The sequence below is a fragment of the Streptomyces sp. NPDC034086 genome (assembly GCF_055575515.1).
In genome coordinates this window covers 77676-94439 of the sequence record NZ_JBVISM010000020.1, presented here as the reverse complement: position 1 = coordinate 94439, position 16764 = coordinate 77676, and the positions used below count along the sequence as shown (strand labels likewise).

The window sequence follows — 16764 nt, the reverse complement described above, 5'->3', positions numbered from 1 at the left end:
TGCAGGGGGGACCCTGTGGGAGAGTAGGACGCCGCCGAACAATCATTGTGGGAAAGCCCCGCACCTTCTGGTGCGGGGCTTTTCTGCGTTCAGGGGGCGTTCAGCCGTTTACCAGCACGCGGTTCCCGTCGACCCCGGCTCCCTGCTCGTATGGTGGCCTGATGGGCTACGAGCTGGTCATCTTCGACAACGACGGCGTCCTCGTGGACAGTGAGCCGCTCTCCGATACGATCCCGTCCGCACGCGAGCTACGGCCCGTGCCCGGGGTGACCGAGGTGCTGGCGGCGCTGTCCGCGCTCGGCATGCCCTACTGCGTGACCTCCTCCTCCGGGCACGAGCAGATCCGGGCCACCCACGAAGCGACCGGCATGGGCGAGTGGTTCGAAGAGGAGTGGATCTTCAGCGCGGAGGACGTCGGGCAGGACAAGCCGGCTCCGGACCTGTTCCTCCACGCCGCCGACATGATGGGCGTCGCCCCCGCCCGGTGCGTGGTGGTCGAGGCCGACGCGGCCGGGGTGCGGGCCGCCCGGGCCGCAGGAATGGACGTGTTCGGCTTCACCTCCCTGCTGCCCGCCGAGGAACTCGCCGGTGCCACGGCCTGCTTCGGGGAGATGAAGGAGTTGTCGTCCCTGCTCGGCCTGGGCGGCGGATTGGGTGTGTGATCTCTCTACCCACCAGTAGTGGCGGGGCCTACGCTGTGCCGCCATGACGGTTGACGCACGGCTCCGCCGTGGACGCGGCGCGCTCGGGTTCAGCTTCTTCGTGCAGGGAGTCGCCTTCGCCCTCCTGGTGACCCGGATCCCGGCCATCCAGGACCGGTACGGGATATCCGACGGGCTGCTGCCCGCCTTCCTCGCCGCCGTGCCCGTCCTCGCCGGGGTCTCCAGCGTCGCCACCGAGCACCTGGTGAAGCGGGTCGCGCCGAGCGCGGTGCTGCGGTGGGCGCAGCCCGTCGTCCTGCTGGCGCTGCTCGGGGTGGGCGCCGGCCGCGGGATGGGGCAGGTGGCGGTGGCGCTGGGGGTGTTCGGGCTGGCGGTGGGCGCGCTGGACGCCTCGATGAACATGCTGGGGGTCAGCCTCCAGCGGCAGTACGGCCGCAGCATCATGCTGGGCTTCCACGCCTCGTACAGCCTCGGCGGGATCCTCGGGGCCTCGGCGGCGTGGGCGGGGGCGCACTGGCGGCTGCCGCTGTTCGCGGGGTACCTGCCGGCGGTGGCGGTGCTGTTGCCGGCGGCGCTGCTGGCCAGCCGGTCGTACGTCGACGCGCGGGCCGGCGCCGCGAAGGCCGGGCAGGGGTGGCCGGCGGGCGGGGGGAAGCTGCTGCTGCCGCTGTGCCTGGTGATGGCGTGCGCGTACATCGGCGACTCGACCGTGGCGAACTGGAGTGCCAAGTACCTCCAGGACGTGCTGGGCGGCTCGGAGCAGCTGGCGACGGTCCCCTACAACGTGTACATGGTGACGACGCTGGCCGGGCGGGCCGTCGGGGACTTCGGGGTGCGCCGGTTCGGGGCGGTGGCCGTGGTGCGGGCCGGGACGGTGGTGGCGGCGGGCGGGTTCGCGGTGGTGGCGGCGGCGCCGGGGGCCTGGGTGGGGATGCTGGGCTTCACCCTGCTGGGGATCGGGCTGTGCGTGATCGTGCCGCAGACCTTCGCGGCGGCGGGGCGGCTCTTCCCCGGAGCGTCCGACACGGCGGTGGCGCGGCTGAACATCTTCAACTACGTGGGCTTCCTGGTCGGTTCGCCGCTGGTCGGCGGGATCGGGGACGCCTGGAGCTACCGGGGCGCGATGGTGGTGCCGATGGTGCTGGTGCTGGTGACCTTGTTCCACGCCCGCTCGTTCGGCGCGGACCGGGCCCGATACGGTGTCGGGCATGAGCGGCGAGCCGATGACCGGGCTGTTGATGTGGGACGAGGCGGTAACGCGGTATGACTTCGGACCGGGTCATCCGATGGACCCGGTGCGCCTGGCGCTGACCATGGGCCTGGTCCGGGCCTTCGGGCTGGACCGGGAGATGGAGGTGCGGGCGGCCCGGGCGGCCGGGGAGTCGACGCTGCGGCTGGTCCACCGGGAGGACTACGTGGCCGCGGTGCGGGCCGTGTCGGCGGATCCGGGGGCGGCGGACGGGGCGTACGGGCTGGGGACGGTCGACGATCCGGCCTTTCCGGGGATCCACGAGGCGTCCGCGCTGATCGCCGGGCAGTCGGTGGCGGCGGCGGAGGCGCTGTGGCGCGGGGAGGCCGGGCACGCGGTGAACTTCGCGGGCGGGCTGCACCACGCGATGCCGGGCGGGGCGGCCGGGTTCTGCGTGTACAACGACGCGGCCCTGGCCATCGCGCGGCTGCTGGAGCTGGGCGCGGAGCGGGTCGCGTACGTGGACGTGGACGTGCACCACGGGGACGGGGTGCAGGCGGCCTTCTGGGACGACCCCCGGGTGCTGACGGTGTCGCTGCACGAGCACCCGCGGACGCTGTTCCCGCAGACCGGATGGCCCGAGGAGACGGGCGGTCCGGGCGCCGAGGGGAGCGCGGTGAACGTGGCGCTGCCGGCGGGGACCGGGGACGAGGGGTGGCTGCGGGCCTTCCACGCGACGGTGCCGGAGCTGCTGGCGGACTTCCGGCCGCAGGTGCTGGTGACCCAGCACGGGGCCGACACGCACGTCGAGGACCCGCTCGCGCACCTGGCGGTGTCGCTGGACGCGCAGCGCGCGGTGCAGGAGGCCTGTCACACCCTGGCCCACGCGCACGCGGGCGGGCGGTGGCTGGCGCTGGGCGGTGGCGGGTACGCGGTGGTGGACGTCGTACCGCGGTCGTGGACGCACCTGGTGGGGATCGCGGCGCACCGGCCGGTGGATCCGCGGGCGGAGGTGCCGCAGTCGTGGCGGGACGAGGCGTACGCGCGGACGCGGCAGCCGGGGCCGGCCCGGATGACGGACGGGCGGACGCCGGGATGGCGGGACTGGGACGCCGGTTACGATCCGGCGGACCGTACGGATCAGGCCGTCCTGGCGACACGGAAGGCGGTGTTCCCGTTGCGCGGGATGCTGGTGTGACGGGGCGTCGGGCCGTGCCACGGTTACGCCGACTGTGGGGCCGTTCCGCGGAATTGACGAACCGGCGGACCCGGTGCGGCAGCATCGGAGCGTGTTGAGCACCGGCGCGTTACGTGCGCATCTGCTGGCCGCCCGGTTGGCCGGGCCCGTCGCCACGACGCGGGAGGAGAGCCTGCGCAGGTACCGGCTGTTCGCGGCCGGGGATCCGCGGGTGTTGCTGGGGCTGGAGCCGGAGCGGCGCTGGGGCGTGGGCGAGCTGCTGGGGCTGATGGCGGCCAAGTGCGGGGTGTCGGCGGATCCGTCGCACGTCAGGGGCCCGGACGTGATCGATCCGGAGCGGACGCTGGCGGCCCTGGAGGCCTTCGCGCGGCGTGTGGCGGTGGCGGCGTCGGCCCGGTCGCCCGTGCTGCTGGGGACGGGGCACCCGCACCGGCTCCTGCCCTTCTACGCCGCCTTGGCCGGGGCGTTGTCGGCGGCGGGATGTGTTGTCCTCACTCCGGCGCAGGGGGTGCGTGTCGACATGCCGACCCGGTTCGGGGTACGCCCGCACCGCATCGATTACGTACGGGGGGTCGCTCTGGTGCGGGAGCCCGGCGCGCGGGGGGCCGGGAGTGCCACCGGCGCACACTCCCATTCGCCGCTGCCGGTTCGGCTGGCGCTGGGCGCGCTGGCGGCGGCCGGGGGGCCGCTGCCGGGCCTGGTGGTGGGCGACCACGGGTGGGTCTGCGGCGCAGGTCAGCTCGGTGTGGAGGCGATCGGGCTGGGCGATACGGACGATCCGGCGCTGTTCGTCGGGGAGGCCGAGGGGCGGGTGGCGGTGGCCGTTCCGCTTGATGACGGCGTGCGCTCGGACTACTACGGGCCGCTGATCCGGCACGTGTTGCACCGTGCCGGGCTGTCGGGGCGTCAGGAGTGGCCGTAGCTCCTCTTCCCCACTCGTATCACCCGCCCCTACTCTGGGGAGTGAGCGTGCGACGACGAGGAGTAACCGGAGGGGAAGCCGGTGCCCGTCATGCGCGGAAGGTCAGGTGGGTGTCATGGCTGCTGGCGAGAGGCCTCTCAGCGAGGTTCAGTTCCTGACCGTGGCGGAGGTCGCCTCGGTGATGCGAGTGTCGAAGATGACCGTGTACCGGCTGGTGCACAACGGTCATCTGCCCGCGATCCGGGTGGGCCGGTCCTTCCGGGTCCCCGAGAACGCGGTCCACGAGTACCTCCGGGAGTCCTTCGTGGGGGTGGAGTCGGCGTGAGATTCGGCATCCTGCCGAGGCTCGGCCACACCTGCGGAGGGCTCGGATTACAAGCTCGGACCTCGGGCGGGTAGGCTAGGCCGACGTAGGTCGTGTGGGCCCAGACGCCCCGCACCAGTGAAGAGAAGTGAGCGAGGGTAGTCGTGGGCTCTGTTATCAAGAAGCGGCGCAAGCGGATGGCCAAGAAGAAGCACCGCAAGCTGCTCAAGCGCACCCGCGTCCAGCGCCGTAACAAGAAGTAAACGGCAGCTGTACGTGTTTTCCGCAGCCCCTCCACCATTCTGGTGGGGGGGCTGCGGTGCAGCCGGGGGTACTTCTTCGAGGGAGGCGCTGAGCTCGTGGGGAAGGTCGTGCTCGTCACCGGGGCAGCCCGGCAGCTGGGGGGCCGCTTCGTGCGCCGCGTCCAGCGCGACCCCGGGGTGGAACGGGTCATCGCGGTCGACGCGGTGAGCCCGCCGCACCGGCTCGGTTCGGCCGAGTTCGTGCGGACGGACATCAGGCAGTCGGGCATCGCCCGCGTGCTCGCGGAGCACGCCGTGGACACGGTGGTCCATCTCGCGGTCACCGGCGGCGCCGCCGCGGGGCTGCCGGGCGGGCGCAGCGCCGTCAAGGAAACGAACGTCATCGGGACCATGCAGCTGCTGGGGGCCTGCCAGAAGTCCCCGACGGTACGGCGGCTCGTCGTGAAGTCGAGCACCAGCGTGTACGGGGGCACGGCGCGGGACCCGGCCGTGTTCACGGAGACCACGCAGCCGAAGACGCTGCCGGCGGGAGGCTTCGCTAAGGACGCCGCCGAGGTCGAGGGCTACGTACGGGGATTCGCGCGCCGGCGGCCGGACGTGGCGGTGTGCGTGCTGCGCTTCGCGAACATCCTGGGGCCGTTCGCGGACTCGGCGCTCGCCGAGTACTTCTCCATGCCGGTGATGCCCACGGTGCTGGGGTACGACCCGAGACTCCAGTTCGTCCACGAGGACGACGTGATGGACGTGCTGCGGCTGGCGGCGGGGGAGCCCGAGCGGGGGACGCTGAACAGCGGGACCTTCAACATCGCGGGCGACGGGGTGCTGTTGCTGTCGCAGTGCGCGCGGCGGCTGGGGCGGCCGGCGGTGCCCTTCCCGCTGCCCGCGGTGACGTGGGTGGGGCAGGCGCTGCGGGCGGTGGGGGCGACGGACTTCTCGCCGGAGCAGGTCCGGCTGCTGACGTACGGGCGGGTCGTGGAGACCACGCAGATGCGGGAGACGCTGGGCTTCCGGCCGATGTACACGACCGCCGAGACCTTCGCGGACTTCGCGCGGAGCCGGGGCGGCGGGCTGCTGCCGCCGGAGCGGGTGGGGCGGGCCGTGGGGCGGATCGCGGAGCTGTTGGACGTTGACGAGGGAGTGGAGCGATAGTGGCCGACGCCAAGGTCATCCCGTTCGACGAGGACCGGCCGCGCCGGCGGTCCGGCGCGGCCCGGACGGTACGGGCGGTCCCGGACCCGCCGGAGGCGGTACGGCCGGCCGTGGAGCCCCTGGACGGGCCGCGGGCCGGCGCCGCGCGGGCGGGGGGTGACGGCAGCTGGGACCGGCGGATCGCGGGCGGGCTGGCGTTCCTGCGGCGGCGGATCACGGGCGAGTACGAGGTCGACGAGTTCGGCTACGACAAGGAGCTGACGGACCAGGTCCTGATGTCCTTGATGCGCCCGTTGTTCGACACGTACTTCCGGGTGGAGGTCAAGGGCGTCGAGAACATCCCGAAGGAGGGCGGCGCGCTGATCGTCGCCAACCACTCGGGGACGCTCCCGCTGGACGGGCTGATGCTCCAGGTCGCCGTCCACGACCACCACCCGGCCGAGCGGCACCTGCGGCTGCTGGCGGCGGACCTGGTGTTCATGCTGCCGGTGGTGAACGAACTCGCGCGGAAGGCCGGTCACACGCTGGCGTGCGCGGAGGACGCGCAGCGGCTGCTGGAGGGCGGCGAGCTGGTGGGGGTGATGCCGGAGGGCTTCAAGGGGATAGGGAAGCCGTTCGGTGAGCGGTACAAGCTCCAGCGGTTCGGGCGGGGCGGGTTCGTCTCGACGGCGCTGCGGGCGGGCACGCCGATCGTGCCGTGCTCGATCGTGGGGGCGGAGGAGATCTACCCGATGATCGGGAACGCGAAGACGCTGGCGCGCCTGCTGGGCCTCCCGTACTTCCCGGTGACGCCGACGTTCCCGTGGCTCGGGCCGTTGGGGGCGGTGCCGCTGCCGACGAAGTGGACCATCCAGTTCGGGGAGCCGATCCCGACGGACGGGTACGCGCCGGAGGCCGCCGAGGACCCGATGCTGATGTTCAACCTGACGGACCAGGTGCGGGAGCAGATCCAGCACACGCTGTACAAGCTGCTGGTGCAGCGGAGGTCCGTCTTCTTCTGAGGTCCGTGCTCCGGTACTCGTGCTTCGGGTACTCGTGCTGTTGGTGTCCGGGCTGCTGATGCCCGTGCGGGAACGCCAGGCGGGGTCGGGGTGCCGACCGCGCCTGGCGTTCCGCTCGTTACTCGGCGTCCTCCGCCTGGATGCCCAGGCCCGGGAGGAGGCCCGGGAGGAGCGGCGGGAGGGTGATGTCCGGCTGGGGCTGTGCCGGGTTCGCCGGGGGCGGGGCGGACTGGCCTTGCGCCGGCGGGTCGAGCAGGTTGCCCGTGCCGCCCAGGAGGCCGCTGCCGGGGGCCGGGGCGTGGCTTCCGGAGGGGCTGGGGGCGGCGGGGGACTGGGCCGTCGCGGGGCCGTCCGGTGCCGGCGCGGACCGCTGCTTGCCCGGAGCCGTGGCGCTCGGCCCGCCCGGGGCCCCGCCCGGGGCCGTGCGGTGCTGCTCCGGGGGCTTGGGCAGGAGGCCCTGGAGCGGCGCCACCTCATCGTCTATGGCCTGGAAGACCGAGGTGACCTGGTTCCCCACGTCCATGAGCTGCGGCGGCAGGCTGGAACGGATCCGGCCCCAGGCGTCGCGGTGCGAGTGGGAGAACGAGGACAGGGTCTGGATCGGGCCGAGCGAACCGTCCCGCTCGTAGGCGGCCTGGAGCAGCCGGTGGCCCTCCGCCGCGTCGTGCTGCATGCCTGCCAGCGCCCGCCGGATCGCGCCCAGGACCTCGTGGTCCAGGGGCCCGGAGCGACCGCGCTCCATCAGCCGGCGCGCTTCGGACATGCGGTTGGAGGCCCGGTCGAGGTAGACCTCGCCCCGGTCCGCGCCCTCGTCGGCCATGCCCAGCTTCAGGTCCTCCATACCCAGTTTGACCGGGTAGAGGGGATCACCGGGCAGGGCGTCGGTGCTGGCAGCGGCCACTCCGCTGAAGGCCCCTGCGGCCACACCCACGGTGAGGCCCCCCGCTGCGATGCCCTTGGACCAGCGGGAGCGGGGCCGCAATTTCCGGAGCGAGGTCGCCCGGTGGGCGCCGCGGCCGGTCCGCTGCTCGGGCACCAGAGGGTCCGCGGCGGCACCGCCCCCGGCCCTCTCCTCCATCACCATGGCCTCCATGGCGGCGACGAGCTGTGCTCGTTGCACCACTTTGACCTCGGGGTCCAGCACCGGGCGCGGCATTTCGCCGAGCACGCTCGCCAGGGCCAACAACCGTTCGTGGTCGGCGGATTCGGCAGGTGCCTCGGGCTGCTCGGCCGCCGGGTCCGGTTCTGAAAGACCGGACGCGGTCCGGTCCTCCAGGGCCTGGGCGAAGGCGTTCGCCCGCCGGTGCGGAGTCACGTTCGCGATCACTGGCGGCACCTCCTCTCGTCATGACGATCGACTCCCCCAGGTGTCCGGAAGGTTGCCTTCCTTGAGCACATCCACACTTTCGGGTGAGCGGCTTCGGGCAGGGCGTGTCCACAGGGAGCCTGCATTCCGCACAACGAGCGGCGCGGCACTTGGGTTACGGACGAAGGATGATCGGACCACAGCGTCATCGAGGGGTCACCGGGTGTGAGGTCGGGTCGTGCGGGAGGGGGTCAGCGGGCGTCGTCCGGCAGCAGGCGGGCCAGGGTGCGGACCGCCCGGTACTGGAGCGTCTTGATGGCTCCTTCGTTCTTGCCCATCACCCGGGCGGTCTCGGCGACCGAGAGGCCCTGGAGGAAGCGCAAGGTGACGCACTCCTGCTGCTGGGGGTTCAGCTTCCGTACGGCTTCGAGCAGGGCCGCGTTGGAGAGGGACTCCAGGACGGAGTCCTCGGGGCTGCGCTCCACCTCGTTGGCGTCGAGCATCTCGCCGGTGGTGACCTCCAGGCGGAAGCGGCTGGACTTGAAGTGGTCCGCCACCAGGTTCCGTGCGATGGTCACCAGCCAGGCGCCGAAGTCACGGCCCTGCCAGGTGAAGGTGGAGATGCGGCGCAGCGCCCGCAGGAAGGTCTCACTGGTGAGGTCCTCCGCGGTCGCCTTGCCGCCGACGCGGTAGTAGATGTAGCGGTACACCGTGTCGCTGTACTGGTCATAGAGGCGGCCGAAGGCGTCCGCCTCGCCGGCCTGGGCGCGTTCGACCAGGTCCATCATGCGGGCCTGGTCGCTGTCCGCGGTGGGGCGGCGGGCGGTGGGCGTGCTGGTTCCGCCGGCGGCGGCGGCCGGGCGGCCGCGTCTGCCCACGGTGGCTCCGCCGTCCGTCAGGGCGTAGCAGGGGCCGGCCGGGCCGAGGCCGGCAGGGACCGCGGCGGCGAGGGCGGGGACGGCGTACGCGGTGGGGACGAAGCCGCGCAGGTGGTCGAGGACCGTCGCGCGCAGCGTAGCCAGGCCCGAGGCGTCAACCCCGACAGGTGGGTACACGGGACTCCCAGAGGCAGAGCTTCCATCACGTGCAGTGCGGGACCGTTCACCCGTCGTGGCGACAGATGGGCGGCGGCATGCGTTTGAGGAGAATAACGCTTCGTACAGGCAGCGCTACACCCAGTTGCCTAAATCACCGGTTCCGACATTTCTGTTGCGTGTCGAGGGCATATTCAGGCCCGGTTGGTGATCGATTCCTGATCGCTTGGCGACGCGGAATGGACGCTTCCACGCTGGCTCACGACCGGGTCGGGCAGGCCGGAGTGCCGCGCCGACGGCGCGGGTAGAGGGGAGCGAATGACCGCCGGGCGGCCAGGGGGAAGGCCCCGGCCCGGCGTTGCTACCGGCGGCGCCGGTGCAGGGCGATGGCGGCGGCCGCGCCGCCCGCGATCGCGCCGACTCCCGCGGCGGCCGGGACGCCGACCTTCACGGCCTTGCGGCCGGTCCGATAGTCGCGCAGCCGCCAGTCGTGGGCGCGGGCATGCTTGCGCAGTTTTGTGTCGGGATTGATCGCGTACGGATGTCCGACCAGGGACAGCATCGGGATGTCGTTGTGCGAATCGCTGTACGCCGCGCAGCGTTCGAGGTCGAGGCCCTCGGCGGCGGCCAGCGCGCGCACCGCCTCCGCCTTCGCGGGGCCGTGCAGCGGCTCGCCGACCAGGCGTCCGGTGTAGATCCCGTCCACGGACTCGGCGACGGTGCCCAGGGCGCCGGTCAGGCCGAGGCGGCGGGCGATGATCGTGGCCGTCTCGACGGGGGCGGCGGTGACCAGCCACACCTTCTGGCCGGCGTCGAGGTGTGCCTGCGCCAGGGCGCGGGTGCCCGGCCAGATCCGCTCCGCCATGTACTCGTCGTAGATCTCCTCGCCGATGGCGGTGAGTTCGGAGACCTTGTGGCCCTTGACGATGGACAGGGCGCTGTCGCGGGCGTCCTGCATGTGCTCGGGGTCCTCGACCCCGGCGAGCCGGAACCAGGCCTGCTGCCAGGCGAAGCGGGCCAGTTCGCGGCGGCGGAAGAACTCGCGCTTGTAGAGGCCGCGGCCGAAGTGGAAGATCGCGGCGCCCTGCATGACGGTGTTGTCGAGGTCGAAGAAGGCGGCGGCGAGGTCGTCGCCGTGGACGGGGAACTCCGGCTCGGCCGCCTCGCGTACGGCTTCGGGCGCGGTTTCCGGTGGCGCCTCGGTCGGGGCCTCCGGCGCGAGGGCCCGCGCGGTCTTGCGGGCGGCCTCGGCCGAGGCCTCGCCAGCCAGCACGCTCCGCGCGGTCGCGGAGCGCTTACGGGGAGTGAGCCATCCGAGAGCGGCCATGACGCGAGCATAGCCATTGTGTTCGGGAGATCCCGAACCGCCGGGAGACGGGCCGGTTAACTCTTCGGACCCCCCGCTCCGGCGCGGGACAATGGCCGCATGAGTCCTCTGCTGCGCCGTAAGGAAAAGAAGCGTCCCGACGAGCGGACGGTGACGCTCGTGGGGAAGCCGGGGTGCCACCTCTGCGACGACGCCCAGGAGGTGATCGAGAAGGTGTGCGCCGAGACGGGCGCGCGGTGGGAGAAGAAGGACATCTCGCAGGACGAGGAGCTGTACCGGCTGTACTGGGAGCAGATCCCGGTGGTGCTCGTCGACGGCGAACAGCACACCTTCTGGAGGGTGAACCCCGACCGGCTGCGGCGGGCGTTGGGAGCCTGACCGTTTCGCCCGTTACCATCATGGGCGATTTATGGGGACTCGGGGGCGTATCGATGAGGAGTGTGTACCGTTTTGCCCCCCTCGGGATTTGAACGGGTTCGGCCCGTTCGCGGTCCGGTCCCCCTCCGCCCAGCCCGCGTGACCCCGGTCACTTTGCTCGGACAAAGCGGACACAATCTTTGTGCACGCGTTCACAAAGACATAGCCTGCATTCGACGGGGCGGTCCTGGGACAAAAGGCCGCCTGCAGCCCCGCTCATCCCGCAGGAGCATCGTGGCAACTGGCCGAACTCACCGACCGGCGACCCGCAGCCGAGGTATTCCCGAGGCCACTGTCGCCCGGCTTCCGCTGTACTTGCGCGCCCTCACCGCGCTCTCCGAGCGATCGGTGCCCACGGTGTCCTCCGAGGAGCTCGCGGCCGCCGCCGGAGTCAACTCCGCGAAGCTGCGCAAGGACTTCTCGTACCTCGGTTCGTACGGGACGCGCGGCGTCGGCTACGACGTCGAGTACCTCGTCTACCAGATCTCCCGCGAGCTCGGCCTGACCCAGGACTGGCCGGTCGTCATCGTCGGCATCGGCAACCTCGGCGCGGCCCTCGCCAACTACGGCGGTTTCGCCTCGCGCGGCTTCCGCGTGGCGGCGCTGATCGACGCCGACCCGGCGATGGCCGGCAAGCCGGTGGCCGGCATGCCCGTGCAGCACACCGACGACCTCGAGAGGATCATCGAGGAGAACGGCGTCTCCATCGGCGTCATCGCCACGCCGGCGGGCGCGGCGCAGCAGGTCAGCGAGCGGCTGATCGCCGCCGGTGTCACCTCCATCCTGAACTTCGCGCCGACCGTGCTGTCCGTGCCGGACGGCGTGGACGTGCGCAAGGTCGACCTGTCCATCGAGCTCCAGATCCTGGCGTTCCACGAGCAGCGCAAGGCGGGCGAGTCCGGCACGGACGCGGACGCCGTCGCCGTGTCCGGCGCGGACGCGGTCGCCACACCCGGCGCCGCCACCGGCGCCGGCGCCGCGCCCGTCGCCGCCGTCGAGCCGCCGGCCGGGCGGGCCGCCGCGGCCGCGCGCAAGGGCGGCCCCGAGGGCGACGTGCCGGCGGTGATGCCGGCATGAGTCTGCTCGTCGTAGGCCTGAGCCACCGCAGCGCGCCGGTGAGCGTGCTGGAGCGGGCCTCGCTGTCCGCCGACGCCAAGGCCAAGCTGCTCCACGACACCCTGGCCGCCGAGCCGGCGGCCGAGGCCGCCGTCCTCGCCACCTGCAACCGCATCGAGCTGTACGCGGACGTGGACAAGTTCCACGCGGGTGTCGCCGAGCTGTCGACGCTGCTCGCGCAGCACAGCGGGGTCGCCCTGGAGGAGCTCACCCCCTACCTGTACGTGCACTACGAGGACCGGGCCGTGCACCACCTGTTCTCGGTGGCGTGCGGGCTGGACTCGATGGTCGTCGGCGAGGGCCAGATCCTCGGCCAGATCAAGGACGCGCTGGCCCTGGGGCAGGAGCTCCACACGGCCGGCCGGCTGATCAACGACCTCTTCCAGCAGGCGCTGCGCGTCGGCAAGCGGGCGCACTCGGAGACCGGGATCGACCGGGCCGGGCAGTCGCTGGTGACGTTCGGGCTGGAGCAGCTCGCGGTGAACCTGCCGGTGGGCGAGTGGGCCGCCGGCAAGCGGGCGCTGGTGATCGGCGCCGGTTCGATGTCCTCGCTGGCGGCGGCGACGCTGGCGCGGGTGGGTGTCGCCGAGGTGGTCGTGGCGAACCGGACCGCGGAGCGGGCGGAACGTCTCGCGGAGATTTTGGTTGCCTCGGGCACTGGTGTCGCGGCGCGGGCCGTTCCGATGTCCACCCTCACGGACGAGCTGGCGCGCGTCGACGTGGTCGTGTCCTGCACCGGGGCCACCGGACTGGTGCTGACCGGGGACGACGTCGCCCTCGCGCTGTCCGCCTCCGGGCACGCCCCCGGGTCCGCCGCGCCGCAGGCGCCGGCGGCGCCGGACGCGGGCGGCCGCGACGCGCACGCCGGCGGCGCGGCCGTCGACGCCGAGGTGGTGGCCCGGCTCGTGGCCGCCGCCGAGGGCGGACGGCGGCTCGCCGACGCGGGTGCCGCGCGCACCATCACGGCTGCCTCCGCCGCCGAGGCCGACGGCTGCCCCGTCGGGGCGGACGCCTCCGCCGGCGACGGGCGCTCCGCCCTGGCCGGGGTCGACGCGGGCTCCCTCGAACTGCACGGGACCTGGGCCGACCAGGGCGAGGCCGCCGCGCAGCGGCAGCCGCGCCGGGCGGCGCGGAGCCAGACGGACGGGGCCGTCCCCGTACGGCTGGCCCTGCTGGACCTGGCCATGCCCCGGGACATCGACGCCGCCGCGCACCGCGTCCCGGGCGTGCGGCTCGTCGACATCGAGAGCCTCGCCGAGGCCTCCGCCGACGCGCCCATGGCCGCCGACGTCGACGCCGTGCGCGGCATCGTCGCCGGTGAGGTGGCCGCCTTCGGCGCCGCGCAGCGGGCCGCGCACATCACGCCCACCGTCGTCGCCCTGCGGGCGATGGCCGCCGAGGTCGTCGCCATGGAGGTGGCACGGCTCGACGGGCGGGTACCCGATCTCGACGAGCGGCAGCGCGCGGAGGTCACCCAGACCGTGCGCCGCGTCGTCGACAAGCTCCTCCACGCGCCGACCGTGCGCGTCAAGCAGCTCGCGAGCGAGCCCGGCGGCGCCGGGTACGCGGAGGCGCTGCGCGAACTCTTCGACCTCGACCCTCAGACGGTGGCATCCGTCAGCCGGGCGGACGCGGCCGATCCGAAGAACGACGACCCAGGACGGGCATCATGAACACACGTCCCGACCAGCCCCTCCGGCTTGGCACGCGACGCAGCAAGCTGGCCATGTCCCAGTCCGGGCACGTCGCCGAGGCGGTACGGGCGATCACCGGCCGGCCCGTCGAGCTCGTGGAGATCACGACCTACGGTGACGTCTCCCGCGAGAACCTCGCGCAGATCGGCGGCACCGGCGTGTTCGTCACGGCCCTGCGCGAGGCGCTGGTCCGCGGCGAGGTCGACTTCGCCGTGCACTCGCTGAAGGACCTGCCGACCGCGCAGCCCGACGAGCTGGTCATCGCGGCCATGCCGGAGCGCGAGGACCCGCGCGACGCGCTCGTGGCCCGCGACGGCCTGACCTTCGAGCAGCTGCCGGACGGCGCCCGCGTGGGCACCGGTTCGCCGCGCCGGATGGCGCAGCTGAACGCGTACGCCCGCAGCCTGGGCAAGTCCGTCGAGACCGTCGCGATCCGCGGCAACGTCGACACCCGGATCGGCTACGTGCGCGCCGGCGAGCTCGACGCGGTCGTGCTGGCCGCGGCCGGCCTGAACCGGATCGGCCGCGTCGACGAGGCGACCGACCTGCTGGCGGTCGACAACGTGCTGCCCGCGCCCGGCCAGGGTGCCCTGGCCGTGGAGTGCCTCGCGTCCGACGCGGACCTCATCTCCGCGCTCGGCCGGCTCGACGACCCGCACACGCGGGCCGCCGTGACCGCGGAGCGCGCGCTCCTCGCAGCCCTGGAGGCCGGGTGCAGCGCACCCGTGGGCGCGCTCGCCGACCTGCTGGGCGACGGGCGGAATGTCAATGAAATGCGCCTGCGTGGTGTCGTCGGGACCCTCGACGGTTCGACGCTGGTGCAGCTGTCCACCACCGGTCCCGTGCCCCAGTCTTACGACGAGGCCATGGCGCTCGGCCGCGAACTCGCGGACGAGATGCTGGCGAAGGGCGCGGCCGGTCTGATGGGGGAGCGATCCCTTTGAACCCCTCAAGCCCCACCACCTCCCCCTTCGCGGGCGTAGCCGCCCCCGGGCTCGTCACCTTCCTCGGTGCGGGTCCGGGCGACCCGGGTCTGCTCACGCTGCGCGCCGTGGAGGCGCTCGCCGCCGCGGACGTACTGATCGCGGAGCCCGAGGTGCTCGAGGTCGTACGGACCCACGCGCGCGCGGGTGTCGACACGCCTCAGCTGACGGTCGCCGACGAGGCGTCAGCCGCCGCCGGTGTCCCGGCGATCCGTACTCCGTCGACCGCCGCGGACGTCGCCAATCTTGTCATGGAGGCCGCGCGCTCCGGCAGGCGGGTCGTCCGTGCGGTGACCGGCGACCCCGGGCTGGAGGGGAACGCGGCCGAGGAGATGCTCGCCTGCGCCCACCAGGGCATCCCCTTCGAGGTGGTGCCCGGTGTGGCGACCGCCGTCGGCGTGCCCGCGTACGCGGGTGTGCCGCTGCGCGGTGAGCAGGGCGCGGACGTGCGCTTCGTGGACGCGCGGCACGCCTCGGCGCGCTGCTGGAGCGAGGTCGGCGCGAGCGACTGCGGCGTGGTCGTCTCGGCGACGCTGGAGACGGTCGCGAGCGCGGCCGCCGAACTGGTGTCGGCGGGCCGCAAGCCGGAGACGCCGCTCACGGTGACCGTGGGCGGTACGACGACCCGGCAGCGGACCTGGAGCGCGACCCTGGGCACGATCGCCCAGGTGTTCAAGCAGGGCAAGGTGCTCCCCTCCCCGGAGGGTTCGCGCCCGGTCATAGCCGTGGTCGGCGAGCGGGGGGCCGCGGCGCGGCGCGAGGAGCTGGCCTGGTTCGAGTCGAAGCCGCTGTTCGGCTGGCGGGTCCTCGTACCGCGTACGAAGGAGCAGGCCGCCTCGCTCTCCGACCAGCTGCGTTCGTACGGCGCGGTGCCCCACGAGGTGCCGACCATCGCCGTGGAGCCGCCGCGCACCCCGCAGCAGATGGAGCGGGCGGTCAAGGGCCTGGTGACGGGCCGGTACGAGTGGATCGCCTTCACGTCGGTGAACGCCGTCAAGGCGGTGCGGGAGAAGTTCGAGGAGTACGGGCTCGACGCGCGCGCCTTCGCGGGCATCAAGGTCGCCGCGGTGGGCGAGCAGACCGCGGCGGCGCTGGTGGAGTTCGGCGTGAAGCCGGACCTGGTGCCGAGCGGTGAGCAGTCGGCGGCCGGGCTGCTGGAGGACTGGCCGCCGTACGACCCGGTCTTCGACCCGATCGACCGCGTCTTCCTGCCGCGCGCCGACATCGCCACCGAGACGCTGGTGGCCGGGCTGATAGAGCTGGGCTGGGAGGTCGACGACGTCACGGCCTACCGGACGGTGCGGGCCTCGCCGCCTCCGGCGGACACCCGTGAGGCGATCAAGGGCGGCGGTTTCGACGCCGTGCTGTTCACCTCGTCCTCGACGGTGCGCAACCTGGTCGGTATCGCCGGCAAGCCGCACAACGTGACCGTCATCGCCTGTATCGGGCCGGCGACGGCCAAGACGGCGGAGGAGCACGGGCTGCGCGTGGACGTGCTGTCGCCGGAGCCGAGCGTGGGCAAGCTGGCGGAGGCGCTGGCCGCGTACGGGGAGGCGCGCCGGGAGGCGGCCAAGGCGGCCGGTGAGACGGTGGCCCGCCCGAGCGAGCGCCGTCCGGGCGCGCGCCGGCGTCGCGCCACGTGAGGTGAGCGGCTGGAGGGGCCCGGGTGCGGTGCGCGCCCCGGGCCCCTTCGGCGTGTGCGGGGCGGGTACCCGGGGCGGCTGAGTAGCGGGCTGAGTAGCCGCGCGGATGCCGGCGGGGCCCGGCGGGCGGTTCAGTGGGCACATGACCGAGAACACCCCCGCCGCGGCCCCCGCCGAAGACGCCCGGGACCGGCGGGCCTTCGTGGCTCCGCTGCTCTCCACGCTGCTGACGCTGCCGATGGCCTTCGTGTCGCTGGTGTACGCGATGCTCTCGCCGATGGCGTGCGGCAACTGCAACGGGGAGCCCGCCCGCGCCTTCCACCGGAGTTTCGAGACGGCCTGGACGGTGTTCTGGCCGGGTCTGGTGCTCGTGCTGGTCCTGCTGGTGGTGTGCTGGGCCCTGCCGTGGAAGGTCCGCAACTCCGCCCGGCGCGTCAAGCTGGCGCTGGCCGCGCCGGGGCTGGTGCTGCTGGGCTGGCTCGTCTTCATGGCGATGGTCGACTGGCCGTAGGGGGTGGCCGGGGACGGGGCGGAGCCGGGCCTACCCTTGTCCCGA

17 protein-coding genes are annotated in these 16764 nt (G+C 73.1%); 14 read left to right on the top strand and 3 right to left on the bottom strand.

The window, feature by feature from the left end:
• Nucleotides 1–161: 161 nt before the first annotated feature.
• The 8 genes from ACZ514_RS29830 (at nucleotide 162) to ACZ514_RS29795 (ending at nucleotide 6688) form a co-directional block, all read left to right on the top strand.
• Nucleotides 162–662, top strand: coding sequence for an HAD-IA family hydrolase (locus ACZ514_RS29830; protein ID WP_468167400.1), 501 nt, complete (start codon nucleotides 162–164; stop codon nucleotides 660–662).
• A gap of 43 nt (nucleotides 663–705) precedes the next feature.
• A complete protein-coding gene (locus ACZ514_RS29825) occupies nucleotides 706–1929 on the top strand; it encodes an MFS transporter (protein WP_469126129.1) in 1224 nt (407 codons plus the stop codon).
• Complete coding sequence (locus ACZ514_RS29820; RefSeq protein WP_468167893.1) at nucleotides 1901–3049, top strand: acetoin utilization protein AcuC; 1149 nt, start codon at nucleotides 1901–1903, stop codon at nucleotides 3047–3049. Before ACZ514_RS29825 ends, ACZ514_RS29820 begins: the two co-directional genes overlap by 29 nt.
• A gap of 91 nt (nucleotides 3050–3140) precedes the next feature.
• Nucleotides 3141–3971 carry a phosphatase gene (locus ACZ514_RS29815; protein WP_468167404.1) on the top strand — a complete coding sequence of 277 codons (831 nt, stop codon included), beginning with the start codon at nucleotides 3141–3143 and terminating at the stop codon, nucleotides 3969–3971.
• Between the two features lie 115 nt (nucleotides 3972–4086).
• Entirely contained in the window at nucleotides 4087–4296 is a 210-nt protein-coding gene (locus tag ACZ514_RS29810; protein WP_162688852.1) for a helix-turn-helix domain-containing protein, read from the top strand.
• 143 nt (nucleotides 4297–4439) lie between these two features.
• Entirely contained in the window at nucleotides 4440–4538 is a 99-nt protein-coding gene (locus ACZ514_RS29805) for a 30S ribosomal protein bS22 (protein WP_003948845.1), read from the top strand.
• A gap of 96 nt (nucleotides 4539–4634) precedes the next feature.
• Entirely contained in the window at nucleotides 4635–5687 is a 1053-nt protein-coding gene (locus tag ACZ514_RS29800; RefSeq protein ID WP_468167406.1) for an NAD-dependent epimerase/dehydratase family protein, read from the top strand.
• Nucleotides 5687–6688: a lysophospholipid acyltransferase family protein gene (locus ACZ514_RS29795; protein ID WP_469126128.1), complete on the top strand. Its 1002-nt coding sequence runs from the start codon at nucleotides 5687–5689 to the stop codon at nucleotides 6686–6688. The genes ACZ514_RS29800 and ACZ514_RS29795 overlap by 1 nt, the downstream gene beginning before the upstream one ends.
• 118 nt (nucleotides 6689–6806) lie before the next feature.
• Here ACZ514_RS29795 and ACZ514_RS29790 read toward each other — a convergent pair whose 3' ends face one another.
• From ACZ514_RS29790 to ACZ514_RS29780, 3 genes are all read right to left on the bottom strand, one after another.
• A complete protein-coding gene (locus ACZ514_RS29790; RefSeq protein WP_469126127.1) occupies nucleotides 6807–8015 on the bottom strand; it encodes a DUF5667 domain-containing protein in 1209 nt (402 codons plus the stop codon).
• 230 nt (nucleotides 8016–8245) lie between these two features.
• Complete coding sequence (locus ACZ514_RS29785; protein WP_388939539.1) at nucleotides 8246–9049, bottom strand: ECF subfamily RNA polymerase sigma factor, BldN family; 804 nt, start codon at nucleotides 9047–9049, stop codon at nucleotides 8246–8248.
• A 340-nt stretch (nucleotides 9050–9389) separates the two neighbouring features.
• Nucleotides 9390–10355: an HAD family hydrolase gene (locus tag ACZ514_RS29780; RefSeq protein WP_468700891.1), complete on the bottom strand. Its 966-nt coding sequence runs from the start codon at nucleotides 10353–10355 to the stop codon at nucleotides 9390–9392.
• 99 nt (nucleotides 10356–10454) lie between these two features.
• On the opposite strand from ACZ514_RS29780, the gene ACZ514_RS29775 reads away from it, so the two are divergent.
• The 6 genes from ACZ514_RS29775 to ACZ514_RS29750 all read left to right on the top strand — a co-directional run bounded on the left by ACZ514_RS29775 (nucleotide 10455) and on the right by ACZ514_RS29750 (nucleotide 16719).
• Entirely contained in the window at nucleotides 10455–10733 is a 279-nt protein-coding gene (locus tag ACZ514_RS29775; RefSeq protein WP_469126126.1) for a glutaredoxin family protein, read from the top strand.
• A gap of 273 nt (nucleotides 10734–11006) precedes the next feature.
• Nucleotides 11007–11849 (top strand): redox-sensing transcriptional repressor Rex, encoded by an 843-nt coding sequence (locus ACZ514_RS29770; RefSeq protein WP_468167416.1) that lies wholly within the window; start codon nucleotides 11007–11009, stop codon nucleotides 11847–11849.
• Nucleotides 11846–13561 carry a glutamyl-tRNA reductase gene (locus ACZ514_RS29765; RefSeq protein WP_469126125.1) on the top strand — a complete coding sequence of 572 codons (1716 nt, stop codon included), beginning with the start codon at nucleotides 11846–11848 and terminating at the stop codon, nucleotides 13559–13561. The genes ACZ514_RS29770 and ACZ514_RS29765 overlap by 4 nt, the downstream gene beginning before the upstream one ends.
• The gene (gene hemC, locus ACZ514_RS29760) at nucleotides 13558–14526 is read left to right on the top strand and encodes a hydroxymethylbilane synthase (protein WP_469126124.1); all 969 of its coding nucleotides are present in this window, start codon (nucleotides 13558–13560) and stop codon (nucleotides 14524–14526) included. Before ACZ514_RS29765 ends, hemC begins: the two co-directional genes overlap by 4 nt.
• A complete protein-coding gene (locus ACZ514_RS29755; protein ID WP_388939528.1) occupies nucleotides 14523–16208 on the top strand; it encodes a bifunctional uroporphyrinogen-III C-methyltransferase/uroporphyrinogen-III synthase in 1686 nt (561 codons plus the stop codon). Before hemC ends, ACZ514_RS29755 begins: the two co-directional genes overlap by 4 nt.
• 142 nt (nucleotides 16209–16350) lie before the next feature.
• Nucleotides 16351–16719: a hypothetical protein gene (locus tag ACZ514_RS29750; protein ID WP_468167421.1), complete on the top strand. Its 369-nt coding sequence runs from the start codon at nucleotides 16351–16353 to the stop codon at nucleotides 16717–16719.
• Nucleotides 16720–16764: the final 45 nt, after the last annotated feature.